Annotated in this window: 16 protein-coding genes; 12 read left to right on the top strand and 4 right to left on the bottom strand. The window is 54.1% G+C overall.

Features of this window, described 5'->3' with window-relative positions:
• The first annotated feature begins 182 nt into the window (after positions 1-182).
• The 9 genes from GURA_RS17035 to GURA_RS16995 all read left to right on the top strand — a co-directional run bounded on the left by GURA_RS17035 (position 183) and on the right by GURA_RS16995 (position 7,545).
• Entirely contained in the window at positions 183-521 is a 339-nt protein-coding gene (locus GURA_RS17035; RefSeq protein WP_011940163.1) for a hypothetical protein, read from the top strand.
• 894 nt (positions 522-1,415) lie between these two features.
• The gene (locus GURA_RS17030; protein ID WP_011940162.1) at positions 1,416-2,810 is read left to right on the top strand and encodes an FIST N-terminal domain-containing protein; all 1,395 of its coding nucleotides are present in this window, start codon (positions 1,416-1,418) and stop codon (positions 2,808-2,810) included.
• Between the two features lie 48 nt (positions 2,811-2,858).
• Complete coding sequence (locus GURA_RS23010; RefSeq protein ID WP_011940161.1) at positions 2,859-3,650, top strand: DUF4388 domain-containing protein; 792 nt, start codon at positions 2,859-2,861, stop codon at positions 3,648-3,650.
• A 90-nt stretch (positions 3,651-3,740) separates the two neighbouring features.
• A complete protein-coding gene (locus GURA_RS17020) occupies positions 3,741-4,256 on the top strand; it encodes a hypothetical protein (RefSeq protein ID WP_011940160.1) in 516 nt (171 codons plus the stop codon).
• A gap of 18 nt (positions 4,257-4,274) precedes the next feature.
• Positions 4,275-4,856, top strand: coding sequence for a hypothetical protein (locus GURA_RS17015; protein WP_011940159.1), 582 nt, complete (start codon positions 4,275-4,277; stop codon positions 4,854-4,856).
• Positions 4,857-4,901: 45 nt separating this feature from the next.
• The gene (locus tag GURA_RS17010) at positions 4,902-5,717 is read left to right on the top strand and encodes a ParA family protein (protein ID WP_011940158.1); all 816 of its coding nucleotides are present in this window, start codon (positions 4,902-4,904) and stop codon (positions 5,715-5,717) included.
• Positions 5,689-6,288 (top strand): hypothetical protein, encoded by a 600-nt coding sequence (locus tag GURA_RS17005; RefSeq protein WP_011940157.1) that lies wholly within the window; start codon positions 5,689-5,691, stop codon positions 6,286-6,288. Before GURA_RS17010 ends, GURA_RS17005 begins: the two co-directional genes overlap by 29 nt.
• A 257-nt stretch (positions 6,289-6,545) precedes the next feature.
• Positions 6,546-6,947, top strand: coding sequence for a DoxX family protein (locus tag GURA_RS17000; protein WP_011940156.1), 402 nt, complete (start codon positions 6,546-6,548; stop codon positions 6,945-6,947).
• A 100-nt stretch (positions 6,948-7,047) separates the two neighbouring features.
• Positions 7,048-7,545, top strand: coding sequence for a hypothetical protein (locus tag GURA_RS16995; protein WP_011940155.1), 498 nt, complete (start codon positions 7,048-7,050; stop codon positions 7,543-7,545).
• 57 nt (positions 7,546-7,602) lie between these two features.
• Here GURA_RS16995 and GURA_RS16990 read toward each other — a convergent pair whose 3' ends face one another.
• Positions 7,603-8,568, bottom strand: a complete 966-nt coding sequence (locus tag GURA_RS16990; protein WP_011940154.1) for an AEC family transporter — start codon at positions 8,566-8,568, stop codon at positions 7,603-7,605.
• A gap of 516 nt (positions 8,569-9,084) precedes the next feature.
• Between GURA_RS16990 and GURA_RS16985 the strand changes: the two genes are divergently transcribed.
• Positions 9,085-10,461 (top strand): sigma-54-dependent transcriptional regulator, encoded by a 1,377-nt coding sequence (locus tag GURA_RS16985; RefSeq protein ID WP_011940153.1) that lies wholly within the window; start codon positions 9,085-9,087, stop codon positions 10,459-10,461.
• 636 nt (positions 10,462-11,097) lie between these two features.
• On the opposite strand, the gene GURA_RS16980 is transcribed toward GURA_RS16985, so the two are convergent.
• Positions 11,098-12,885 (bottom strand): hypothetical protein, encoded by a 1,788-nt coding sequence (locus GURA_RS16980; protein WP_011940152.1) that lies wholly within the window; start codon positions 12,883-12,885, stop codon positions 11,098-11,100.
• Between the two features lie 346 nt (positions 12,886-13,231).
• On the opposite strand from GURA_RS16980, the gene GURA_RS24800 reads away from it, so the two are divergent.
• Positions 13,232-14,245 carry a LuxR C-terminal-related transcriptional regulator gene (locus GURA_RS24800; protein WP_011940151.1) on the top strand — a complete coding sequence of 338 codons (1,014 nt, stop codon included), beginning with the start codon at positions 13,232-13,234 and terminating at the stop codon, positions 14,243-14,245.
• Here the strand turns inward: GURA_RS24800 and GURA_RS16965 are convergent.
• Complete coding sequence (locus GURA_RS16965; protein WP_011940150.1) at positions 14,232-14,945, bottom strand: hypothetical protein; 714 nt, start codon at positions 14,943-14,945, stop codon at positions 14,232-14,234. The two genes, GURA_RS24800 and GURA_RS16965, sit on opposite strands and share 14 nt — an antisense overlap.
• A gap of 243 nt (positions 14,946-15,188) precedes the next feature.
• Between GURA_RS16965 and GURA_RS16960 the strand changes: the two genes are divergently transcribed.
• Positions 15,189-15,899, top strand: a complete 711-nt coding sequence (locus GURA_RS16960; RefSeq protein WP_011940149.1) for a protein-L-isoaspartate(D-aspartate) O-methyltransferase — start codon at positions 15,189-15,191, stop codon at positions 15,897-15,899.
• A gap of 72 nt (positions 15,900-15,971) precedes the next feature.
• Here GURA_RS16960 and GURA_RS16955 read toward each other — a convergent pair whose 3' ends face one another.
• Positions 15,972-18,323, bottom strand: coding sequence for a spermidine synthase family protein (locus GURA_RS16955; protein ID WP_011940148.1), 2,352 nt, complete (start codon positions 18,321-18,323; stop codon positions 15,972-15,974).
• Positions 18,324-18,380 lie beyond the last annotated feature (57 nt).

Below are 18,380 nucleotides of genomic sequence, written 5' to 3'. Positions count from 1 at the left end.
AATGACTCAAAAAATGTACGCTGAAATACACATAGGGAGGAAAGTCAAGTGACTCAAAAAGTTATTACAGAGCAGGTCAAGGAATACTACGGTGTTTGCGCTGATTCCGGTGTTGTACAACAGATTCAAGAGCAGGAAACAAACCTCTGCATAATCCATGCGATGAAAATGGAGTTTAACAGATGAAAGATAATCTCAACTCGCACGTACGAATAAACAGTGTCACAGCCCTGTACTCCGCTGCCTTGCTCCTTTTCACCTCGCCGGCTCACGGGGAACTGTTCCGTGCCACATCATTAAAGCCGGGCGGTACAGGCATGGATATCATTCTGCAGGAAGTCGAGCGCCGTCCCGCCTCTTCGGTGGTTGACATCAAGATCAACAGGATCGGCTCGTCGGTAGGATCATCGTTTTTTCTGCTCTGCAGCCTGCGCACGATGGCTCAGGCTCGTGCGGATACCGTTATATCGCCAAGATCGAGGAATTTCCCGCCCGGCATCAGATGCTGGTGGCGTTTCTGAAGGCGTCAGACGCCGACCCTGCCGACGCGGATCCGGCATTTGCACGCAGTTCACGACCAGCCGAGGTGATCGACCTTGAGCAGTTCGCACCGATCTGCGACATGCAGCAAAAGGGAAATGGTGCTCAATAGCGGACCTTCGGCGCAAGATTGGTGCTTCTGGTCAGAAACTGGGGACCCGAGCGCCCTGGAACGCTTGGTCCATCCCGATTGTCTTGCAGTGCGCAACGTAAACAATCCAGCGTTCAATTTCTGGTTGAAAAATGAACTGAAACGAACCGTTCCGAGCACCTATCGCACGAAAGTAACCAGGTTGCCAACCGATTTTCCGACAGGAAATTGCCCCGTTCAGCCGACGCATCAGCTACAGTGGGATTTTGTCATGGAGCAGCCGCGGACTGACTGGACCATCATGCGACGTCTCGTTCGAGATGGAGGACAATGGTATCTGGTCCTCCCCTGATGCTAAAAAACCGCCGCTCCCGCAAGGGGACGGCGGTTTTTCTTTTGCCCTTATTCCATGCTTCACCTTACGCAAAATCCACAAGGTGCGGTGGGGACAATCTCCGCGTTGTAGCCTTTCTCTGCACCTGTTGCGCTCTTTCGATTTTGTGCGCTGGTGCATTATTTGTTTAAAAAATCCGATTTTACGTGCAGTTACAATTCCGCAGGGAGTTTTATTGGCGCGGCCTTATCTTTAAAAACATTGTTTTATTTATGGTATTCAAGTTGCAATAAATATTCTGAAAGCGGTCGGCGCACCAGACTGAAATTGCTAACAGAAAAGATTTTGCGCATGCATCGATATTAGCGAATGAAGTTTGATTTTCATGGATTTCATTGATTGGTGATGAAAATTTTTGTGTTTAACGACATGAATTAAAGAGGGGAAATTATGGCGGGCAAAATTAGAGAGATGATCGATTTTGTTCTCAGGCAGAGGGCTGCCGGCAACCCAATGCTGGAGAAAATCATCAAAACTAAAATGATTCTTAAAGGCATTAACCCAAGCAAGTTCACATCTCAATCCGACGATGACCCGGCTGTGTTGCAGCAACTTGAAGGCATGTCGATGGAACTCGGTTATCTCTGCCGGGAAGCCTCATCTCCTGAAATCGGCGCGCATTGCGACGGCAATGATACGTCAACCATGGGCAATCCGGCAAAAAAGATCCATGGAATGGATATTATTACAGCACATTCAACGAAAAACACTATTGATGAAATTACTAAAGATATCGGCGACCAACTGGTTCTTTTCGACACGAAGCTTCTGCTGTTCTTCGCATCTTCAAGATTTGCCCCTGACGAAATCAGTCGAAAAATGCAGGAGGCCTTCCCGTCTGCTTTGGTTTTCGGCTGTTCGACCGCCGGCGAGATTGTGAGCGGCAGGATGCTGGACGACTCTGTTGTCGTCATGGGGTTCAATGACGATTCTCTTTTGGACGCAAAAATCGAGATTATTGAAGATCTAAAGGATCAAGCGGGAGTGAAAAAGGCCTTTGATTCTTTTGCCGGCCACTTCGGGGAATCTGTTGCCGATATGGCGTCGCGGGAGTATGTGGGAATCATGCTGGTTGATGGATTAAGCGGCGCCGAGGAGGGCTTGATCGAAACCATCGGCGATCTGACAAATGTCGTTTTCATAGGCGGGTCTGCCGGCGATGATTTGAAGTTCAACTCCACCCATCTGTATGCAAACGGGAAAACTTACACCAACGCGGCAATACTGGCGTTACTCAAGCCCGGGACGGATTTTACCTTTGTCAAGACCCAGAGTTTCCGTGATCTGGGCAAATGTCTTGAGGTCACAAAGGCCGATGAAGCGAGTCGGGTGGTCATGGAATTTAACGGCAAACCCGCGGCAGCGGCTTATGCCGAAGCGGTTAATACCTCGGTCGCGGATGCTTCGAATCACTTCATGCACAATCCGGTAGGTCTGTTGATAGACGATGAGCCCTATGTCAGGAGTCCTCAGCAGATTAAAGATAACGGCACCATGGCATTTTATTGTGGCGTTCGGGAAGGGATGGAACTGTCCCTGCTCGAATCTGCCGACATCATCGAGGATACCCGCAATGCAATCAACCAGTCCAGGGAAGAGTCCGGAAGAATCTACGGCATTATCAATTTCAATTGCATCCTGAGGACGCTGGAACTGAAACAGAAGAATTTGACCAGGGAGTATGGAGAACTGTTCTCTCGTATCCCAACTATTGGATTCAGTACATACGGAGAGCAATACATCGGTCATATAAACCAGACAGCCACAATGCTTGTTTTCAGGTAAGAAATGCAATGATCGTTCAATGACATAAACAGACCATGGAGGATGCCCATGTCTAACGGTTCAGAACGCTTACGTATTACCGACATTAATCCTTTTTTGAAGGGAAGCCTTTCCCTGACGAACATTACGGACCTTGTCCAGTTTCTGGCCGCAAGCTACAAGAGCGGAATGATCCATTTGACCAAGCATCCTGAAGGGGTCGAGGGCAAGATCTTTTTTCTGGCCGGAGCGCTCGTTAACGTCACCACGGATACTTATTCGGGACTGGAGGGCCTTGCCGATATTTTGAACTGGGATCACGGTGAGTTTCAATTTAATCCGGATGTTACTGCATTTGAAAAAAACATCGGCCTTTCGGTACAGCATGCCATCATCGAGGCTGCTGTATTGCACGATCAGCGAATCACGAATGTTGAAAATAATGCAAAAACAAACACAACTATCGATGTCAAACCAGGAGAAAGGAGCACTGAAATGGAAACAAATCAACGTGATTCAACTACGGTGTTGAATGATTTATTGATGATTCCGGGAATAGACGCGGTTGTAGTGATCGGGAGGGACGGATTCGTTATTGAGTCCGCCGGCAACAGCAGCAGGGTTAACATAGATGAACTGGGAGCATCCCTGGCCCATGCGATTAACGCTACAGAGGAAATGGGGAGTGAGTTAAAGGTAAACCTTTTTCAGGACATGTTTATCGAATACGGGAAGGCGGTAATCATGTGCAGGCCTGTCGGTGACGCCATTGCGGCAGTTATTGCCCCTGACGCATCGAAACTCGGCATCATCAGGCACAAAACCAAAAAGTATTTTGAAGAGCTTGTCCTATTATTTTAGTAAGTTAGAAGATATTTTCTGCGTTTTTTTGCAGGAAATAACTTCGTTAACGCACTTATCGTGTTTATCAGGGCTAGGGGGTCGCGGTTAATGTCACTGAAATTGGACTTTAGTTTAGATAATGAAACCTTCCGCCACTATTTAAACGGGCATGCGGTGGTGATGCATTCCCATCACTATCTGGCGTTGATTACGAAACTGGCAGAAGAGTTGAGCGACATCGGGGGGCCCCAGTTGCTCAAGGATGTCGTGGAAGAGAGCATGTGGGCGGTTTTGAATGACTACGTACAGAAGAACGGGCAGACTTCTCCACTGCAAAGATGCAACGTCGGGAGGGAGTATTATTCCGTCTACGGCCTGGGGAAAATGAAAGTGGCCGGCACCGAGAGCGGTGGCGAGGTGTGTCTGATACGGTCGCATATCGATGAAGGCTGGATAAAAAAATGGGGCCACCATACCAAACCGGTAAATCACTTCACCTGTGGTTACATTGCCGCCATGTTCGCGGTTGCGTTCGATAAACCGGCAAAAAGCTATAGGGTAACCGAAGCGGAAAGTATGGCCGTCAATGGAACTGAAGGTACATTTATCGTTACGTTATCTTGAAACAGAAGGAGCAATGCAATGACCGTCATGCGCGATACTGTCGTAAAGTCCCTTGCCAAAATCAATATTCAGGGAGATGAAAACGGATTGATACCGGAATATGATGTTCTGGTAAACCTGCTTCCCGCCTCCTTGTTAAATACATTCTCCGAAAGGATCATGGCTGCGGCGCCGCCTGATAAAAAATCAAAGGTTGCGGACGGACTTGTCAGGGCGGCCTACGAATGCGGATACCATACCGGATGCGGCATCATAACGTCCGATGTCTTTAACGATGTGGTCCTTCCGATGGTAACGGAAGGGGAGAAGGATATTCTGCGGGGAGCGTTTGCGGCCTTCACCGCCTGGGGATGGGCTAAATCGGGAATTGTGCAGCTCAAAGAGGGTGAGCGGATGGTCATCCGCGCCAATGATTATTATGAGGCCGACAGCGGCGGAGAAGGATTGCGCGCATACATGCTCCGAGGTCTATGTCAGGCATTCTTCGACTTGACGTATGCCGACCCGTATCCCGACGGGATGAATACCTTTGTCTGCCATCAGACCAAAGGGATCGAGGCCGGCGATCCGCACGGCGAATTTGTCGTGACCAGAAAATAAGCGGATGAACTGTATTTACAGGATAACGAGATCGGAGAAAACGATATGGCAAATATTCTTTCCATTGTCAGTTCAAAGGGGGGAGCCGGCAAAACCACGGTAGCGTTGAACCTCGCCGTAGCATTGGCGGAAGGCGGGGATAACACCCTGTTAATTGATGTTGACCCTCTCGGTGCGATCGGTTTTTCTCTTGGGCAGAGCGATACCGAATGGAGGGGCCTTGCCGAATGCATGATGGATAAACTGCCAATCGACGAAGTCGTCATGCCGACAAAACTCCCGACTCTTTCGCTCTTGCCGCGGGGGCGTCTGGATCCGCTCGATGTGGGCATCTATGAAGACCTGCTCCATTCATCGTCAACACTGAGCGAGGTAATCGCCTCCGTGGAGAAAAAATTCCGCTACATCATTATCGACACCCCCTCAGGTTTGGGGCTGATCACCAGGGCGGCCTTGTCCGTCAGCAACTTCGTCCTCCTCCCGCTACAGGCGGAATCCCTGGCCCTGCGGTCAATCTCGCAAACCTTGCGGGTACTGATGCACGTAAAGGCGAACGAGAACCCGAATCTGGAGTTGTTGGGCATCCTGGCTACCATGGTTCAGTTGAATAAGGACGTATCATTCAACATCATGAATACGGTTTGGGGATCTTTGCGCGGGGTTCTGGAAACTTACATTCCGCGAGCGGACGTCTTCGGTGTCGCCAGCGAGAAGGGCTTACCCGTAGCCTTCCTGCCGGGGAAATACCCTCCGGAAGCCGTCAGGTTCGAGTTGCTGGTAACCGAGATCAAAGACATCATCCAGGGTCTGGGTGGTGTGACAGGAGAAACAGATGAAAGACCGCAGCGCGAACTCATATGATCTGAAACAGGCGCAGCAGATCCTAAGTTCCCTGTTTCCAGCAGCCGCGGGCGCCACCCGGGAGAATCCGATCCCGGATGCGTCGCCGCAATACCTGCGGTTGTCGAAGGAGTTCCCCTCCCGCATGGCTTCGCGGCCACCGGCCGTTCCCGTTGGTTCCCCGCCGGAAGTCCTGGCGACGACGGGCGAGGCTCACCAGCAGCAATTTCCCAGCTGGGAAGAGTGCATTGCCTGGTGCATGAGCCTGACACGAGCCGAAGCCGTGTTCGTAGCTGATTCGCAGGGATTTATCATCGCCAGCAGGGGGAGAATCCCCGGGCATGGCTTCGAAGGTACCGGCGCCGAGCTGATCTGTTCGGTGGAACAACTGGAAAGGGTTGCCCCTGATGCAGGTAAACTTTTATGGCTCGATCTGGATTTCGATAAATGTCGGGTTGTCGGCTTCATTACCCCTCCGATTGATGCGGAGTACTACGTGGTAGGTCTGATAGCGCCTGATTCTTCCTCCTTCTATTCACACAAACAGATAATTACCCGTACTATCCTCGAAAACCTGCCAAACCTGGATTAATCCTGCTGCCACGGGGTCCCTTTCAGGGGGAATCTCTTCGACTATCCGGCTGTCAGGATGCTTGGCAGCCCACATAAACCGGCGTTGCGGAATTTCCGCGCGCCGTTCTTTTTTGCGCCGTAGTTTCTCAGCGAATGTGGCGAACTCTGACGCTGTATATTGCATTTCCCTGCTTTGAGACTAAAATAGTCTTATAAGAATGCGAGAGCAGATGTTGCAGAAGATTCCTGTTCAAACAACGCAACGGGAGGTGTTAAATGAAGCCATTCATGTCGATATACAATTCCCAGTGTTACGCGCTGATGCGGATCATCGTCGGATTTCTCTTTCTTTGGCACGGCGCCCAGAAGCTGTTCGGTATTCCGAGCGCAATGCCGGGAGCAGTACCCCCGTTCATTACCTACGTTGCCGGTCCGATCGAGTTGATTGGAGGCATCCTGGTCATGATCGGGTTATTCACCCGCTGGACGGCCTTCATTACAAGCGGTCAAATGGCCGTCGCGTATTGGATGGTGCACGGGACCAAGGCCCTGCTGCCGATCCAGAACATGGGAGAACTTGCGGTGCTTTACTGCTTCGTTTTTCTGTTCATCTCCACGCAGGGGGGCGGGATCTGGAGCGTCGATGCCCTTAGAAACCGGCGAAAGACTCACGGCTGAGCGGTGTCCAGCGACCGGCGCCATCGTCAACCTGATAATCCCTTATGAGAGGAGAAATACCATGCAAAAGATAACTCCATAACGGAAAGGAGGAACCAAAATGCAACCTCTCCTCGACAGGATTCTCTCAGCCAATCTCATCCTCACTACCCTGATCTTTTACGTCACTGCCAGGATCTATCTGCTGCCGAAGATCCAGGAATTTAAACCTCAGACCATCCTCATTCCGATACTCCTCTTGCATTCACTGCGGCACCTTGGCCTGATGTTTCTTACCCGGGGGGCGGTCTATCCCGGCATGCCCCCGCAGTTTGCCTATCCCGCGGCGATTGGCGATTTCATTGCCGCCCTGCTTGCTTTTACGGCAATTCCGGTGGTGTTGAAAAACCGTCCTGTTGCCCGACCCATGGTCTGGATTTTCAACGTTGTCGGAACGCTCGATCTGATCATGGCGATCACGCTGGCTACAATCTACAAGGCACCTGTTTACATGGGCGCATCCTACTGGATACCGGCGTTTTGGGTGCCGGCCCTGCTGGTGACGCACTATATTGTCTTTGTCGTTTTAACGCGGTTTGACAAAGGAGAAACCAAATGACAGAACGGGAATTGGTAATAACACGTATGTTCGATGCGCCGCGGGAGCAGGGGCCGACTATCTGTTCAAGATGGCGAAAGACAGGGGAATAATGGCCATACTCAGCAGGATATGCGACATGACCAGGGCAGAGGCCGTATTACCGGCGCACCGGTAACGGGAAGCAAACACGGGTCCGAGAACGGCCGCCGGCATGGTCGTTATGAGGACCGTCACCTGGGTCTGCACCACGGAAAGGTGGTACCATCCCGCCTGCATGTGGGCTACCCACGGCTGCAGAACCATTTGTATCAGCGCTGATCCGAGCAGGAGAGCCCAGAACGTTCCGCGCAGGGAAGAGAACTTCAGTTGAAGAGCCAAGACCATGCAGGCCAAGGTCGCCAGAGAGCCTTCAATCATGTGAAGGGCCTCCCAGAAAGGGGCGAGCCAGGGGAATTGCCGAAGTTCGGGGAATTGCGAGGCAACGATGCCTGCTATGACGGCCGCGAATATGGGGGAGCGGAAATAGTCGGACAGGGCCTTCTGTCGTGATGGGCCATCCTCCATGGCCTCTCCGAAGTACATACCGATCAGGGGCCCCAGGATGAAGATTGGCAAGCCCACGCCCACCTCACTCATAAAGACGGCGTCCGCCAAGGCTTGCGGATTGTCCGGAAAGACGTACTGGATCACGGGATACCCCAGCAGAGCGGAGGAACCGAAGGACGAAGTAAGCATCAATGCGCCGAGTTGGGGGCGGTCGATACGCAGGGTCTTACCCAGGCCCCATGAAACCACCATGGAGACAAGCGCCGCAACGATGATCGTTATGACCATGAGGAGCTGAGAGGGTTCTACGGGGTGGGTGGCCAACTGGGAGAAGATGACTGCCGGGAGGGCGGCCTGTGTCAGAAGCCGCGCAAAGATGGCCTCGTGCTCCTCCTTCACGATGCCCTTGTTCTTCAGCAGAACGCAGAGGGCAACGACGGTGGCAAACGCCGCTACAGTCTCGATAACCCGTATGTTTACCGTGGCATTCATCATACAACAGCTCCCCCTTCATATCATCAGGAAAGGCATGACCCCAGGTCTCCAACATCAAAAAGCATAATCCTAAAAACGGCACTTCCGCCACAGAGACACAGAGACGCGGAGGGAATCACAGAGAAAAACTGATAAATGACGATCACCAAACAGGTGAAATAAAAAAATGTCTTTAAAACTGAAACTGGCTGTATTTATTGAATTAGTAAATCTCCGTGTCTCTGTGCCCCTGTGGCAAATGCTTTTCCTATGATAATTAATTAACATTAACATTTATTTGTGCCCAGTCCAGCCCCGGTGTCAACTGTGTGATTAAAACCCTGATGGTGGGAGATGCAGCGGAGAAAAGGTGACATCCCCATTTGAACCATTGCCCGGTGGGGGGAGCCAGTTTTTACTGGAAAATGGTGATGTTTTACATGTATACTCTCTGCGGAATGAGGCTGGCAGTGCGGCCGATGGCGGGCTTTTGCCCGTCCTTTTCAAATATCACATGACGGATGACGGAAAAAGCACATGAGCGCAACGATACTGGTGGTTGACGACGAAGAGAGCATCCGCACCTCCCTGGCGGGGATACTGGAAGACGAGGGCTACAGGACCCTTTTTGCCGTTGACGGCGTCGAGGCGCTGTCCGTGGTCCAGCAGGAGATGCCGGCGCTGGTGCTCCTCGATATCTGGATGCCGCGCATGGACGGCATGGAAACCCTGCAAAAACTGAAGGAGTTGTATCCGGTTCTGACCGTGATCATGATGTCCGGCCACGGCACCATTGAAACCGCCGTGAAGTCGACCAAAATGGGCGCTTACGATTTCGTCGAAAAGCCGCTTTCTTTGGAAAAGGTCCTCTTGTCGGTGAATAACGCCATCGGCATGAGCCGCCTCAAGGAAGAGAACGATTCGCTGCGCAGCATTGTCCTCAGGGACCATGAAATGATCGGCGCTTCGCCGCTGATGAAGCAGTTGGCTGAACATATAAAACTGGTCGCCCCCACCAACGCTTCGGTGCTCATCACCGGCGAAAACGGCACCGGCAAGGAGCTGGTGGCCCGTTCCATTCATTACGACAGCCAGCGGCGCGACAAGCCGTTCATCGAGATAAACTGCGCCGCCATTCCGGAAGAGCTGATCGAATCCGAGCTGTTCGGCCATGAACGGGGCGCATTTACCGGTGCGGTTGCCCAGAAGAAGGGGAAGTTCGATCTGGCCGACGGCGGCACCATCTTTCTCGACGAGATTGGCGACATGTCGCTCAAGACCCAGGCCAAGGTGCTGCGCATTCTCCAGGAGCGCAAATTCGAGAGGGTCGGGGGGACAAAGACCGTTGAGGTGGATGTGCGCGTAGTAGCCGCCACCAACAAGGTGCTGGAGGATGAAATCAAGGCCGGCAACTTCCGCGAAGACCTGTTCTACCGTTTGAATGTCGTCCCTTTCAAGGTCCCGTCGCTCAGGGAAAGGTCCGACGACATACCCCTCCTCATCGAGCACTTCCTCGATACGTTTTGTCAGCGGGAAGGGCGGGAGCGGAAGATGTTCATGCCTGAGGCGGTTGAGCTCATGAAGCGCTACGACTGGCCGGGTAACGTGCGGGAGCTGAAAAACATCATCGAGCGTCTCGTGATTATGACCCCGGGCAGGACCATAACCGTCAACCAGATACCCGATTATATCGGCGCCGGCGAGGCAACTCGGGAGATGGGGGGCTCAAAGCCGGGAAGTGCCCTGGAGCTGAGCTCGTTGCGCGAGGCGAGGGAAGAGTTCGAAAAGGAATTCATCATCCAGAAGCTTGAGGAACATGACTGGAACATCAGCAAAACAGCAGAGTCCATCGAGCTTGAGCGGAGTAACCTGCACAGAAAGATCAAGAGCTACGGGATCGATCTGAAGAAGTAAACTTGCATCGGTTCGCATCCGGTAAGACCGCTGTTATATTGACCGGGATACCATTGCGCGTATCCCGGGTTTCCCCCATTACGAACATCCTTGCCTTCCCTCACGTATCCGAAGCATTTCAAAATCGTAACTATTTAGCATCAGCGTTGTCCGGTTTGGTTTGTGCATCAAGGTTGTTAAGCCCCATTAGGGGCGTTCGAATGTAGCCGGGGGATTCATCCCCCGGATGAGATGCTATATTTCCCCACGTCACGTACGTGACGTGATGATATTTCGCCTGGATGACCGGGGAATGAATTCCCCGGCTACCAGTATTCTGTCCCTACGGGACGTAAGCAAAAACCAAACCGGACAACGCTGATTTAGCATATATGTTTTGACGTCGGAGGATGGGCATCCTGCCTGTCTTCAGGCGAAGTTTCATCAGCCTGATAAGCTTGAACTGAACACATGTTCAAGCGATAAACCCGCTTGAAACGCAGGCTGGGAAACCTACGCTCCCGGAATAGTTACTTCAAAACAAAATTTCAGCGGTATAGACACCTTCCTTCACCCGCTGCATGTCGCTTGTCCATGGCAAAAAAAAGCCCCGCCGAAAGTGCCGGCGGGGCGAAATTGCATCTGCTTACTGGTGTCCTACTTGAAAATCAAGACGGCATCAAATCTCCGGCCGCTGCCATCCCTTGCTCCCATGCTGAGCCATGCCCCCTGGAGCGTCGAGGGGATACCGCCTGTGATGGTGGCCTGGGTGTCGGTAAGGAGAGGCTCGGTATCGTAATATCCGTTGCTGGTCTCGTTCCAGAAACTGAGATTGGCTCGCTGCTCCTGGACCGTGTAGGCGGTCGGCTTGGCAAAGAAGAAGGAAATCGAGCTCTTGCCGGTCAAGAGGGACATGGCTTGGGAAGCCAGGCCACTGATGGTCGGGAAGTAGGTGGCGTCAAGTGTGGCAGAGAGGAGCGGTCCCACTGCGAGCTTCTTTGTCCTGGTCTCGATGGTGGCGCCGTTCGCATCCTTGACCGTAAAGGTGTAGGTGAACGGCGCAGCCGTGGCGGCAAAGGTACCAGTGATCGTCGCATCACTCAGCGGGAGGAAATTCCATTGGTTGGTCAGCGTGTTCAGGGTGGGGTCCTGTTGAGCCTGGATGATATTGAAATAGGTGACACCCACACCGACCGATGTCATGGTGAGTCCGGCGGCGGGGAGACCGGGGCCGGTAATCGTAATGGTGGCGATGCCGATCACGCCCGGGTCTTCGGCTTCGACGTCGAGACCGGTCTTGACGGTCGTCGTGCCGACCGCATCGATCCATCTGTAGGCTTGCGGTTGAATCCTGACGTAGGATTTATAGTTATTCCCTTTCAGCCTCCAGGCGCCGCCTTCATTGGTGAAGATGAAGTTGTCATCGGGGGCGCCGTTTGAGCCGTCGGCGAAGTAAGCCAGGAAGGAGACTTCGTAGTCAAAGCTCGCGCCGTTTGCGGTTTTCTGCACGACGCTGATCGGGGAGATGCCGGTGATTTTCCCCGGGGGGGCCAATTGCAGGATGGATTGGGCCCGGTCGAGCCCGCTGTTGATCCCGAAATTGGTGGCAAAGAAGGGGTCGAGGTTCGGGGTGGTCTTGCCCAGCTCGGTTGCCAGCAATTGAAGTTGCGCGGTAATTGCCTGCAGGTTGGCGGCGTCGGTGGACAAGCCGGTCGTCTGGGTTGTGATTGTCGCCGCCGTCTGTGTGGTGTTGGCGACCGCCGTGGAGACCGTTTGCGTCTGCAATATGGTCGAGTTGGTAAGGTTGTTGCTGACGGATACCTGCGCCGCACCGGTGTTGTCGGGAGTGACGTTGATCTTCACCACGTCGAAGACGCCGTCCAACCCGGAGTTGGTGGCTGCTACGTTACCCTTCAGCGGGTCGACGGCAGAGGCGTTGTACGCATCGAGGATCGGCTTGAGCATCGCCTTGATCTGTGCGATGGCGGCTGCCACGGCCGTGTCGTTGATGGAGTTCTTGATGTTGTTGGCCGTCGGGTCGGTGAAGACCGCAGCCGGGTCTTTGCCGGTCACCGCGGCGACGGCAAGGTTGGTCATGGGGTTGATATTGGCGGTTCCGCCGCCGGTGGCCATGGAACAGAGGCGGTAGCTGTTGGTGCCGGCGGTGCCGTCGGCCTGGAGGATGAAGGGGGCCTGCATGCCGGTCATGTTGGTGAAGGCGAAATTTCCATTTTTGTCGATGGCAACCGGCCCCTTTTTCTTGCCGTTCGCATCCTTGATCCAGGCGTTCCCGAAAAGGGGCGCCCCTGCCAGTGCGGTACCGCTTACTGTTATTGCGGTTCCCGATGTCGTTGCCGTACTCCCTCCGCCGCCACATCCCGAAATCCCCAGGGCGCTCAGGATGAACGAGGTGAGAAGGAGCATCTTCCAAAGTTGCTGTTTCATAATTTCTCCTTTTGTTTCTTTGCGCCCTCTATATCAGGGCAACTGTAGTTTGTTTCTGTCCGGAAAGGGTGCTTTTTTGCCCTGGCTGTGTCAATCTGCGGGCTTGCTTGTGCGGCGTACCGATGTACGCCTCCGCGCAACCCCTTGATTTCCTTGCCATGACAAAAAATCTCCGCTTTCCGAATCAGAAACCAATAGTTTCTGCCCGGAAAGGGCCTAAAAATTTTCAGCATTTGCTTATATGCCATTCTTTGCTATCTTTGACGAAAGGGTTTAATGAGAACTTTTGCGTAAAGATACTATGAAAGTCTCATAAAATATACCCGACGAAAGTAGGATTTTGATTATGGCCATTTCCGCAAGGGACTACAGGAAGATACTTGAAATCATCGATATCATCTATTCGGTCCCGGACAGAAGTGCCATGTTTCGGGCAGTCTGCGAAAAATTACAGAAATTTATCGGCATCTATAGTGCCATTTTTGCCCCAACCGACCCCAAAACCGGGGAGTACTACTTCAACGGCTATGAGGTTTTCAATAATTCCGAAGGGGCAATGGTCCTCTATCTCGACCACTACGTAACACTCGACCCCTTCATTACCTGCGAGTGGTATAAAAACGCAAACAGGGTAGCGCGAAACACCGACCTTGTGCTGGAGCGGAGCCTGATTCGGAGCGAGTTTGCCTGCGATTTCCTCCTGCCGCTAGCTTCCGTATTCTATGTCCTCGCAGTCTCACTCGTCTCCCAGGGTGATATGGTCGGGACTGCGGGCTTCCACCGCCAGAAGCAGGAGGGTGACTTCAGCGATCGCGACAAGGAGATCATAAATATCCTTCTCCCGCACATGGCCAGGGCTATCCGCAGCCTTTTTTTAATGCAGGGCATTGAGCTGAGCAAAGAGCCGAACGGCGTGATAACCACAGGGGAGGACGGAAGGCCGATTTACATGAATGATGCGGCGAAGCTGGCACTGAAGGGGATGCCGATGGAGCGGATCCCCGAGCCGGGCATCGGCTCAGCCCCGGCCTTTTTTAAAAGCAGATTGGGCACCTACCGCGTCAGGACTGTACCACTAGGCAGAAACCGGAGAGGCAGACTCATCCTTCTGGAACGCTACCCGGCTGAACACCGGCTGCATCCAAAACTTGATGCTTTCAAACTGAGCAGGCGGGAAAAAGAGATCGCGGTACTTGTCATTCAGGGCTATTCCAACCGGGAGATTGCGGACCTGCTTTTTATCAGTGAGCAGACAGTCAAAGACCATCTTCATGTTATGTTCGAAAAGGCTGGAATAAGACGCAGAGGCGAGTTGGCGGCCAAGGTGCTGGGACTGCGTTCCGGCATCATACCATTGTGACGGGTCTCAGTCGTTGACATGCACACCTCCCCCCCAATGGGCAAGCACCGCATCTGAGCTTGCGGCAGTAATCCTTCCCCAGTTTTACCAGTGCCGCCTCGAAATCGCAAAAATCCCTGCCGGGGACCGTCTCCTGCGACCATACCTGCTTCAGTTTCAATAACGGCTCTTCTCCCGGCTTGACGAGAGCCAGCCTACCGGCGGCCAGCAGGGCCGGGCCGGCAATCTTCGGCCTTGCCTTCTTCCAGACCGTGCGCAACTCCCGCAGGAAAATATTCACCGTCACATCGCCGATCCCTTTCCCCAAACTTTTGAGAAGGTTTTCCAGGTCGTCTTCATCGGCGGCCTCTGCGTGGAGCCGGTTGAGATCGCCGCCAAAACTGGCCTGAAGGTCGTTCATGATCGCCAGAAGTTTCGTCGCCGTGGAGAAGTCGTAGCGGACATACCCTCCCTTGTCCAGGATCTCAACAAGACCGTCCCAGCCGGTCTCAAGTATCCGTGCCGGCGAGATGACGCCGCGCCGTTCGAATTCCCGGTATGTCCTGATGGCAATGGCGGTACCGATCCGGGCGCCGAAGAGTTTGGCGGCGAGGAACCACTTGCAGAGCTCCCCTGATTCACCGCCGGAAAGATCGATCCCCAGGTCCCGCGAATATTTCCCGCCGAGAGTCCGGAACAGCTCCTCAACCATTCCCGCCATTATCGTCACCTCCGTGCCGCATGCGGATTGCGGCAGATGTATTATAATGATTATTACTGCGGCAATTAAACATGTGAACGGTAGGGGCCAGGCTTGCCTCGCCCAATCGGGGCACGGCGCGCCGTGCCCCTACATCAGGATTGTGATGTTTAATTGCCGGAGTAATAAGACGAGTTCACAATCAAGCACGTATCACAACTATAGCGAATTAAAATGGATTCGCCAGTTGAAGGGAGAGCGAGCATGAGAGTCATCATCCTTGCCTTTGCACTGTTGCTGACAACCGCATCCGTCCTGTCGTCTGCGACGGACCCTTACCTGCAAAAGCGGCAGGAAATGGTGCGCGACGATATTCGGGGGCGCGGGATAAAGGATGGCAGGGTACTGGATGCAATGGCCAAAATACCGCGTCACCTCTTCGTCGGTGAGCGTCTGCGCCGGCAGGCTTATGCGGACACCCCTCTGCCGATAGGCGAAGGGCAGACCATCTCTCAGCCTTACGTGGTGGCCCTGATGACCGAGGCGCTTCGTCTCAAGCCGGGCGACCGGGTACTGGAGATCGGCACCGGTTCCGGCTACCAAGCCGCGGTGCTGGCTGAGATGGTGAAAGATGTCTATTCCATTGAGATCCGTAAAGACCTTGCGGAAACGGCTGACAAGCGGCTCAAGGAGCTCGGCTACAAAAACGTTGCCGTGAAATATGGCGACGGTTACCTGGGGTGGCCGGAGTACGCCCCCTTCGATGCCGTTATCATCACCGCATCGGTAAACCATATTCCACCTCCCTTGCTCAAGCAGCTCAAGGAGGGGGGGCGGTTGATACTCCCCCTGGGGAGCACGCTTTTTTACCAGACCCTTACCCTGGTGACCAAAAAGAAGGGGGGCGATCTGGCCGTTGAGCAGATGGGGGCGGTGGCCTTTGTACCGATGACCGGCGAGGCGCAGAAAAGATAGGGACAGGAACGAGGATAAAGGATAAAGGCCCGAACCTCGAACCTCGAACCTCGAACCTCGAACCTCGTTCCTTTATCCTCGTTCTTGCTTCAAATTTAGATACGCGAGAAAATAGGCTCCTGCGGCCAGGAGCAGCACCCCTTTGAAGCCTGTCGCCATGGCCAGGATTACGGCCAGGATCGGCGCCAGGACCGAAAAGCAGCCGTTGATCGCCCAGGCCCAGGGAATGAGCTGCGGATTCCGCTCGCCGAGGAGGGAGAGGGCGGTGGGAAAGGGGATTCCCATCAAGAGGCCGAGGGGGGCGATGAGAAGGAAGAGCGTGATGATTTTGGACGGAAGCATGAGCGGCGCGATCGCATTGGTGACAGGAGGCAGCAGCAGGGCGTAGACGACGGTCAAAAGTGCGATGACTGCCAATGTCGCCGGTCGTCGCAGTCCGGCGTGGCGGTGGCTGAGGAGGCTGCCGCAGCCGGAACTGATGAGGAGGGAGGCGAGGACCGCGGCTACCGCGTATGACGGGTTTTCCAGTGGGAGGATGAGTTTCTGGATCAACGACACCTCGACGAACATGAAACCGAGACCAAGGAGGGCAAAACAGGGGAGGAGATTTTTGCCCGTCGCATATTCTTGTTTTCTCCCGGCAAGGGTCGGCATGAGCAGGAGCAGCAGGCTCAAGAGCAGCACCTGGATGAACACTGCCGGCAGGATATATCCCTCTTCGAGGAAAAATTGCCATTTCTTGCCCATGGTCCGATAAATGTCCCTGATTTTGTCCAGCTTGAGAAAATGGTGGAAAAAAGGCGCCTCGTCATGTGCCGGCCGGATATCGAAGAGATACCTTTCCGTGAAACTGTCCCGTTCGGTCGGGGAAAGGATGGCGGCAAACGCGCCGGCGTAGTCGGTGCCCGCCGTCTTGACGAAGCGATTGGTCTCATCCGGTTTTACCCCGGGATAATAGACCGGGTCGAACCAGCGCTCTCCGGCGAACCGGCGAAGCGTTGCCAGTTCGGCCGGGGTGAGAGGGGATTTTTTCACCAGGATGGTGACGCTGCCCCAGCTTCGCACCGCCGCGATGCGGCCGGCTGCGTCACTGATTCCCATGTCTTCCAGGGCGCTCACCGCGGTGCTGACGATGCGCAGCTCGATGCGGGGCGGGGGGAGGATGAAGAGGTTGAAGCAGAGAACGCCGTTGTCCTTCAGGTGCGCCAGGTATTCCCGAAAAGCCTCGACGGTGAAACGGTAGTCCTCGCTGATGGCGAATCCGCCGGACGGCTCGGCGCCCTGGAGGGAGATGTCGATGAGGTCAAAGCGATCGCTCCTCCCCATGAGCCACGATCTGCCGAGGCCGCTCCAGGTCCTGTCGTCGTAAATGCCGCCGGAAAAGCCGTGGAAATCGTCATGGATGATGCGTATCAGGTCGGGGTTCGCCTCAACCGCGGATATTCTCCCGGCCCCGTAATGGCGCGCCAGCAATATCTGCAAGCCTCCTCCCGGATCGAGCACCAGCACATCATCCCTCTTTCCCAAGGCGTAGGGGAGGGCTGAAGGGAGGTATTCGAGGAAAGTAAGGGCCTTGCGCCCCGCGTCTCCCGTCACGGCGCTGATTTCCCCGCCGTCCACGGCAATGCCGATCTGTTTCGGGAGCTGTTCCTGGTAGCGGAGGCTCAGCCCCGGCGCGTAGCGGACGGCAGGGCTTAAGAAGGTGTCGATGCGGGAAAAGGGGGAGGAATAGGTGCGGAGGTGTTCAGCGCCGGGATAGCGCAACGCTGAGCTCAGCCCTTTGTAAGGTGAAATGCGCAATTGCGTGAATCCCGGCTGGAAACGGAACAGGGCGAGATTGGCCAGAATTGCCAGGAGCGCCGCGATTCGCAGCATTCTTCCGCGATTGATCAAGGCTGCGGCCAGCGCCGGCGAAGCGATGAGAAAGACCCCCCGTTCAGGCGCCATGGCCTCCATGAGGAGCAGCACCCCCAATGATCCGAAGCCGGCTCCGAGCAGGTCTGCCCCGTAGATACGTCCGGCTTGGTCGCTGGCCACGGCGAACGAGGTGGCGACAACCAGTCCGGCAAAGAAGAACGGTACTGCCAGCACTAGATAATAGAGCCCCACGTGGAAGAGTTCGCTCTTCTGCCAGGCAAGACGCACCGGGTCGAAAGGGACCTGGTTGGCCAGCAGGTAGCCGATGGGAATGGCGATGCCGAGGCAAAGTGCATAGCGGGGGAGGTTGTCGATGTTTTTCAGCTGTGGCAGGAGGGAGAGGAGTACGCCGCTGGCGGCAAAGCCGAGCATGGCGATGCTGATGATCATGTAAGCGAAGTGATACCAGAGCGATACGGAGAAGATTCGCGACAGGAGCACTTCGAAGGCGAGGCTCGCGCTTGAGCAGAGAAAGATGACCACGGTGATTTTCGGGTCTTTGTTCATGGCGGTAAATTGAAGTCCTGTTAAACTGCAATAGTAAAAAGTGCGCAGTTGGATTCA

Source organism: Geotalea uraniireducens Rf4 (assembly GCF_000016745.1).
GTDB classification, from domain to species: domain Bacteria; phylum Desulfobacterota; class Desulfuromonadia; order Geobacterales; family Geobacteraceae; genus Geotalea; species Geotalea uraniireducens.
The sequence above is the reverse complement of the archived record's forward strand: the minus strand, read 5'-3'. Positions and strand labels throughout refer to the sequence as shown.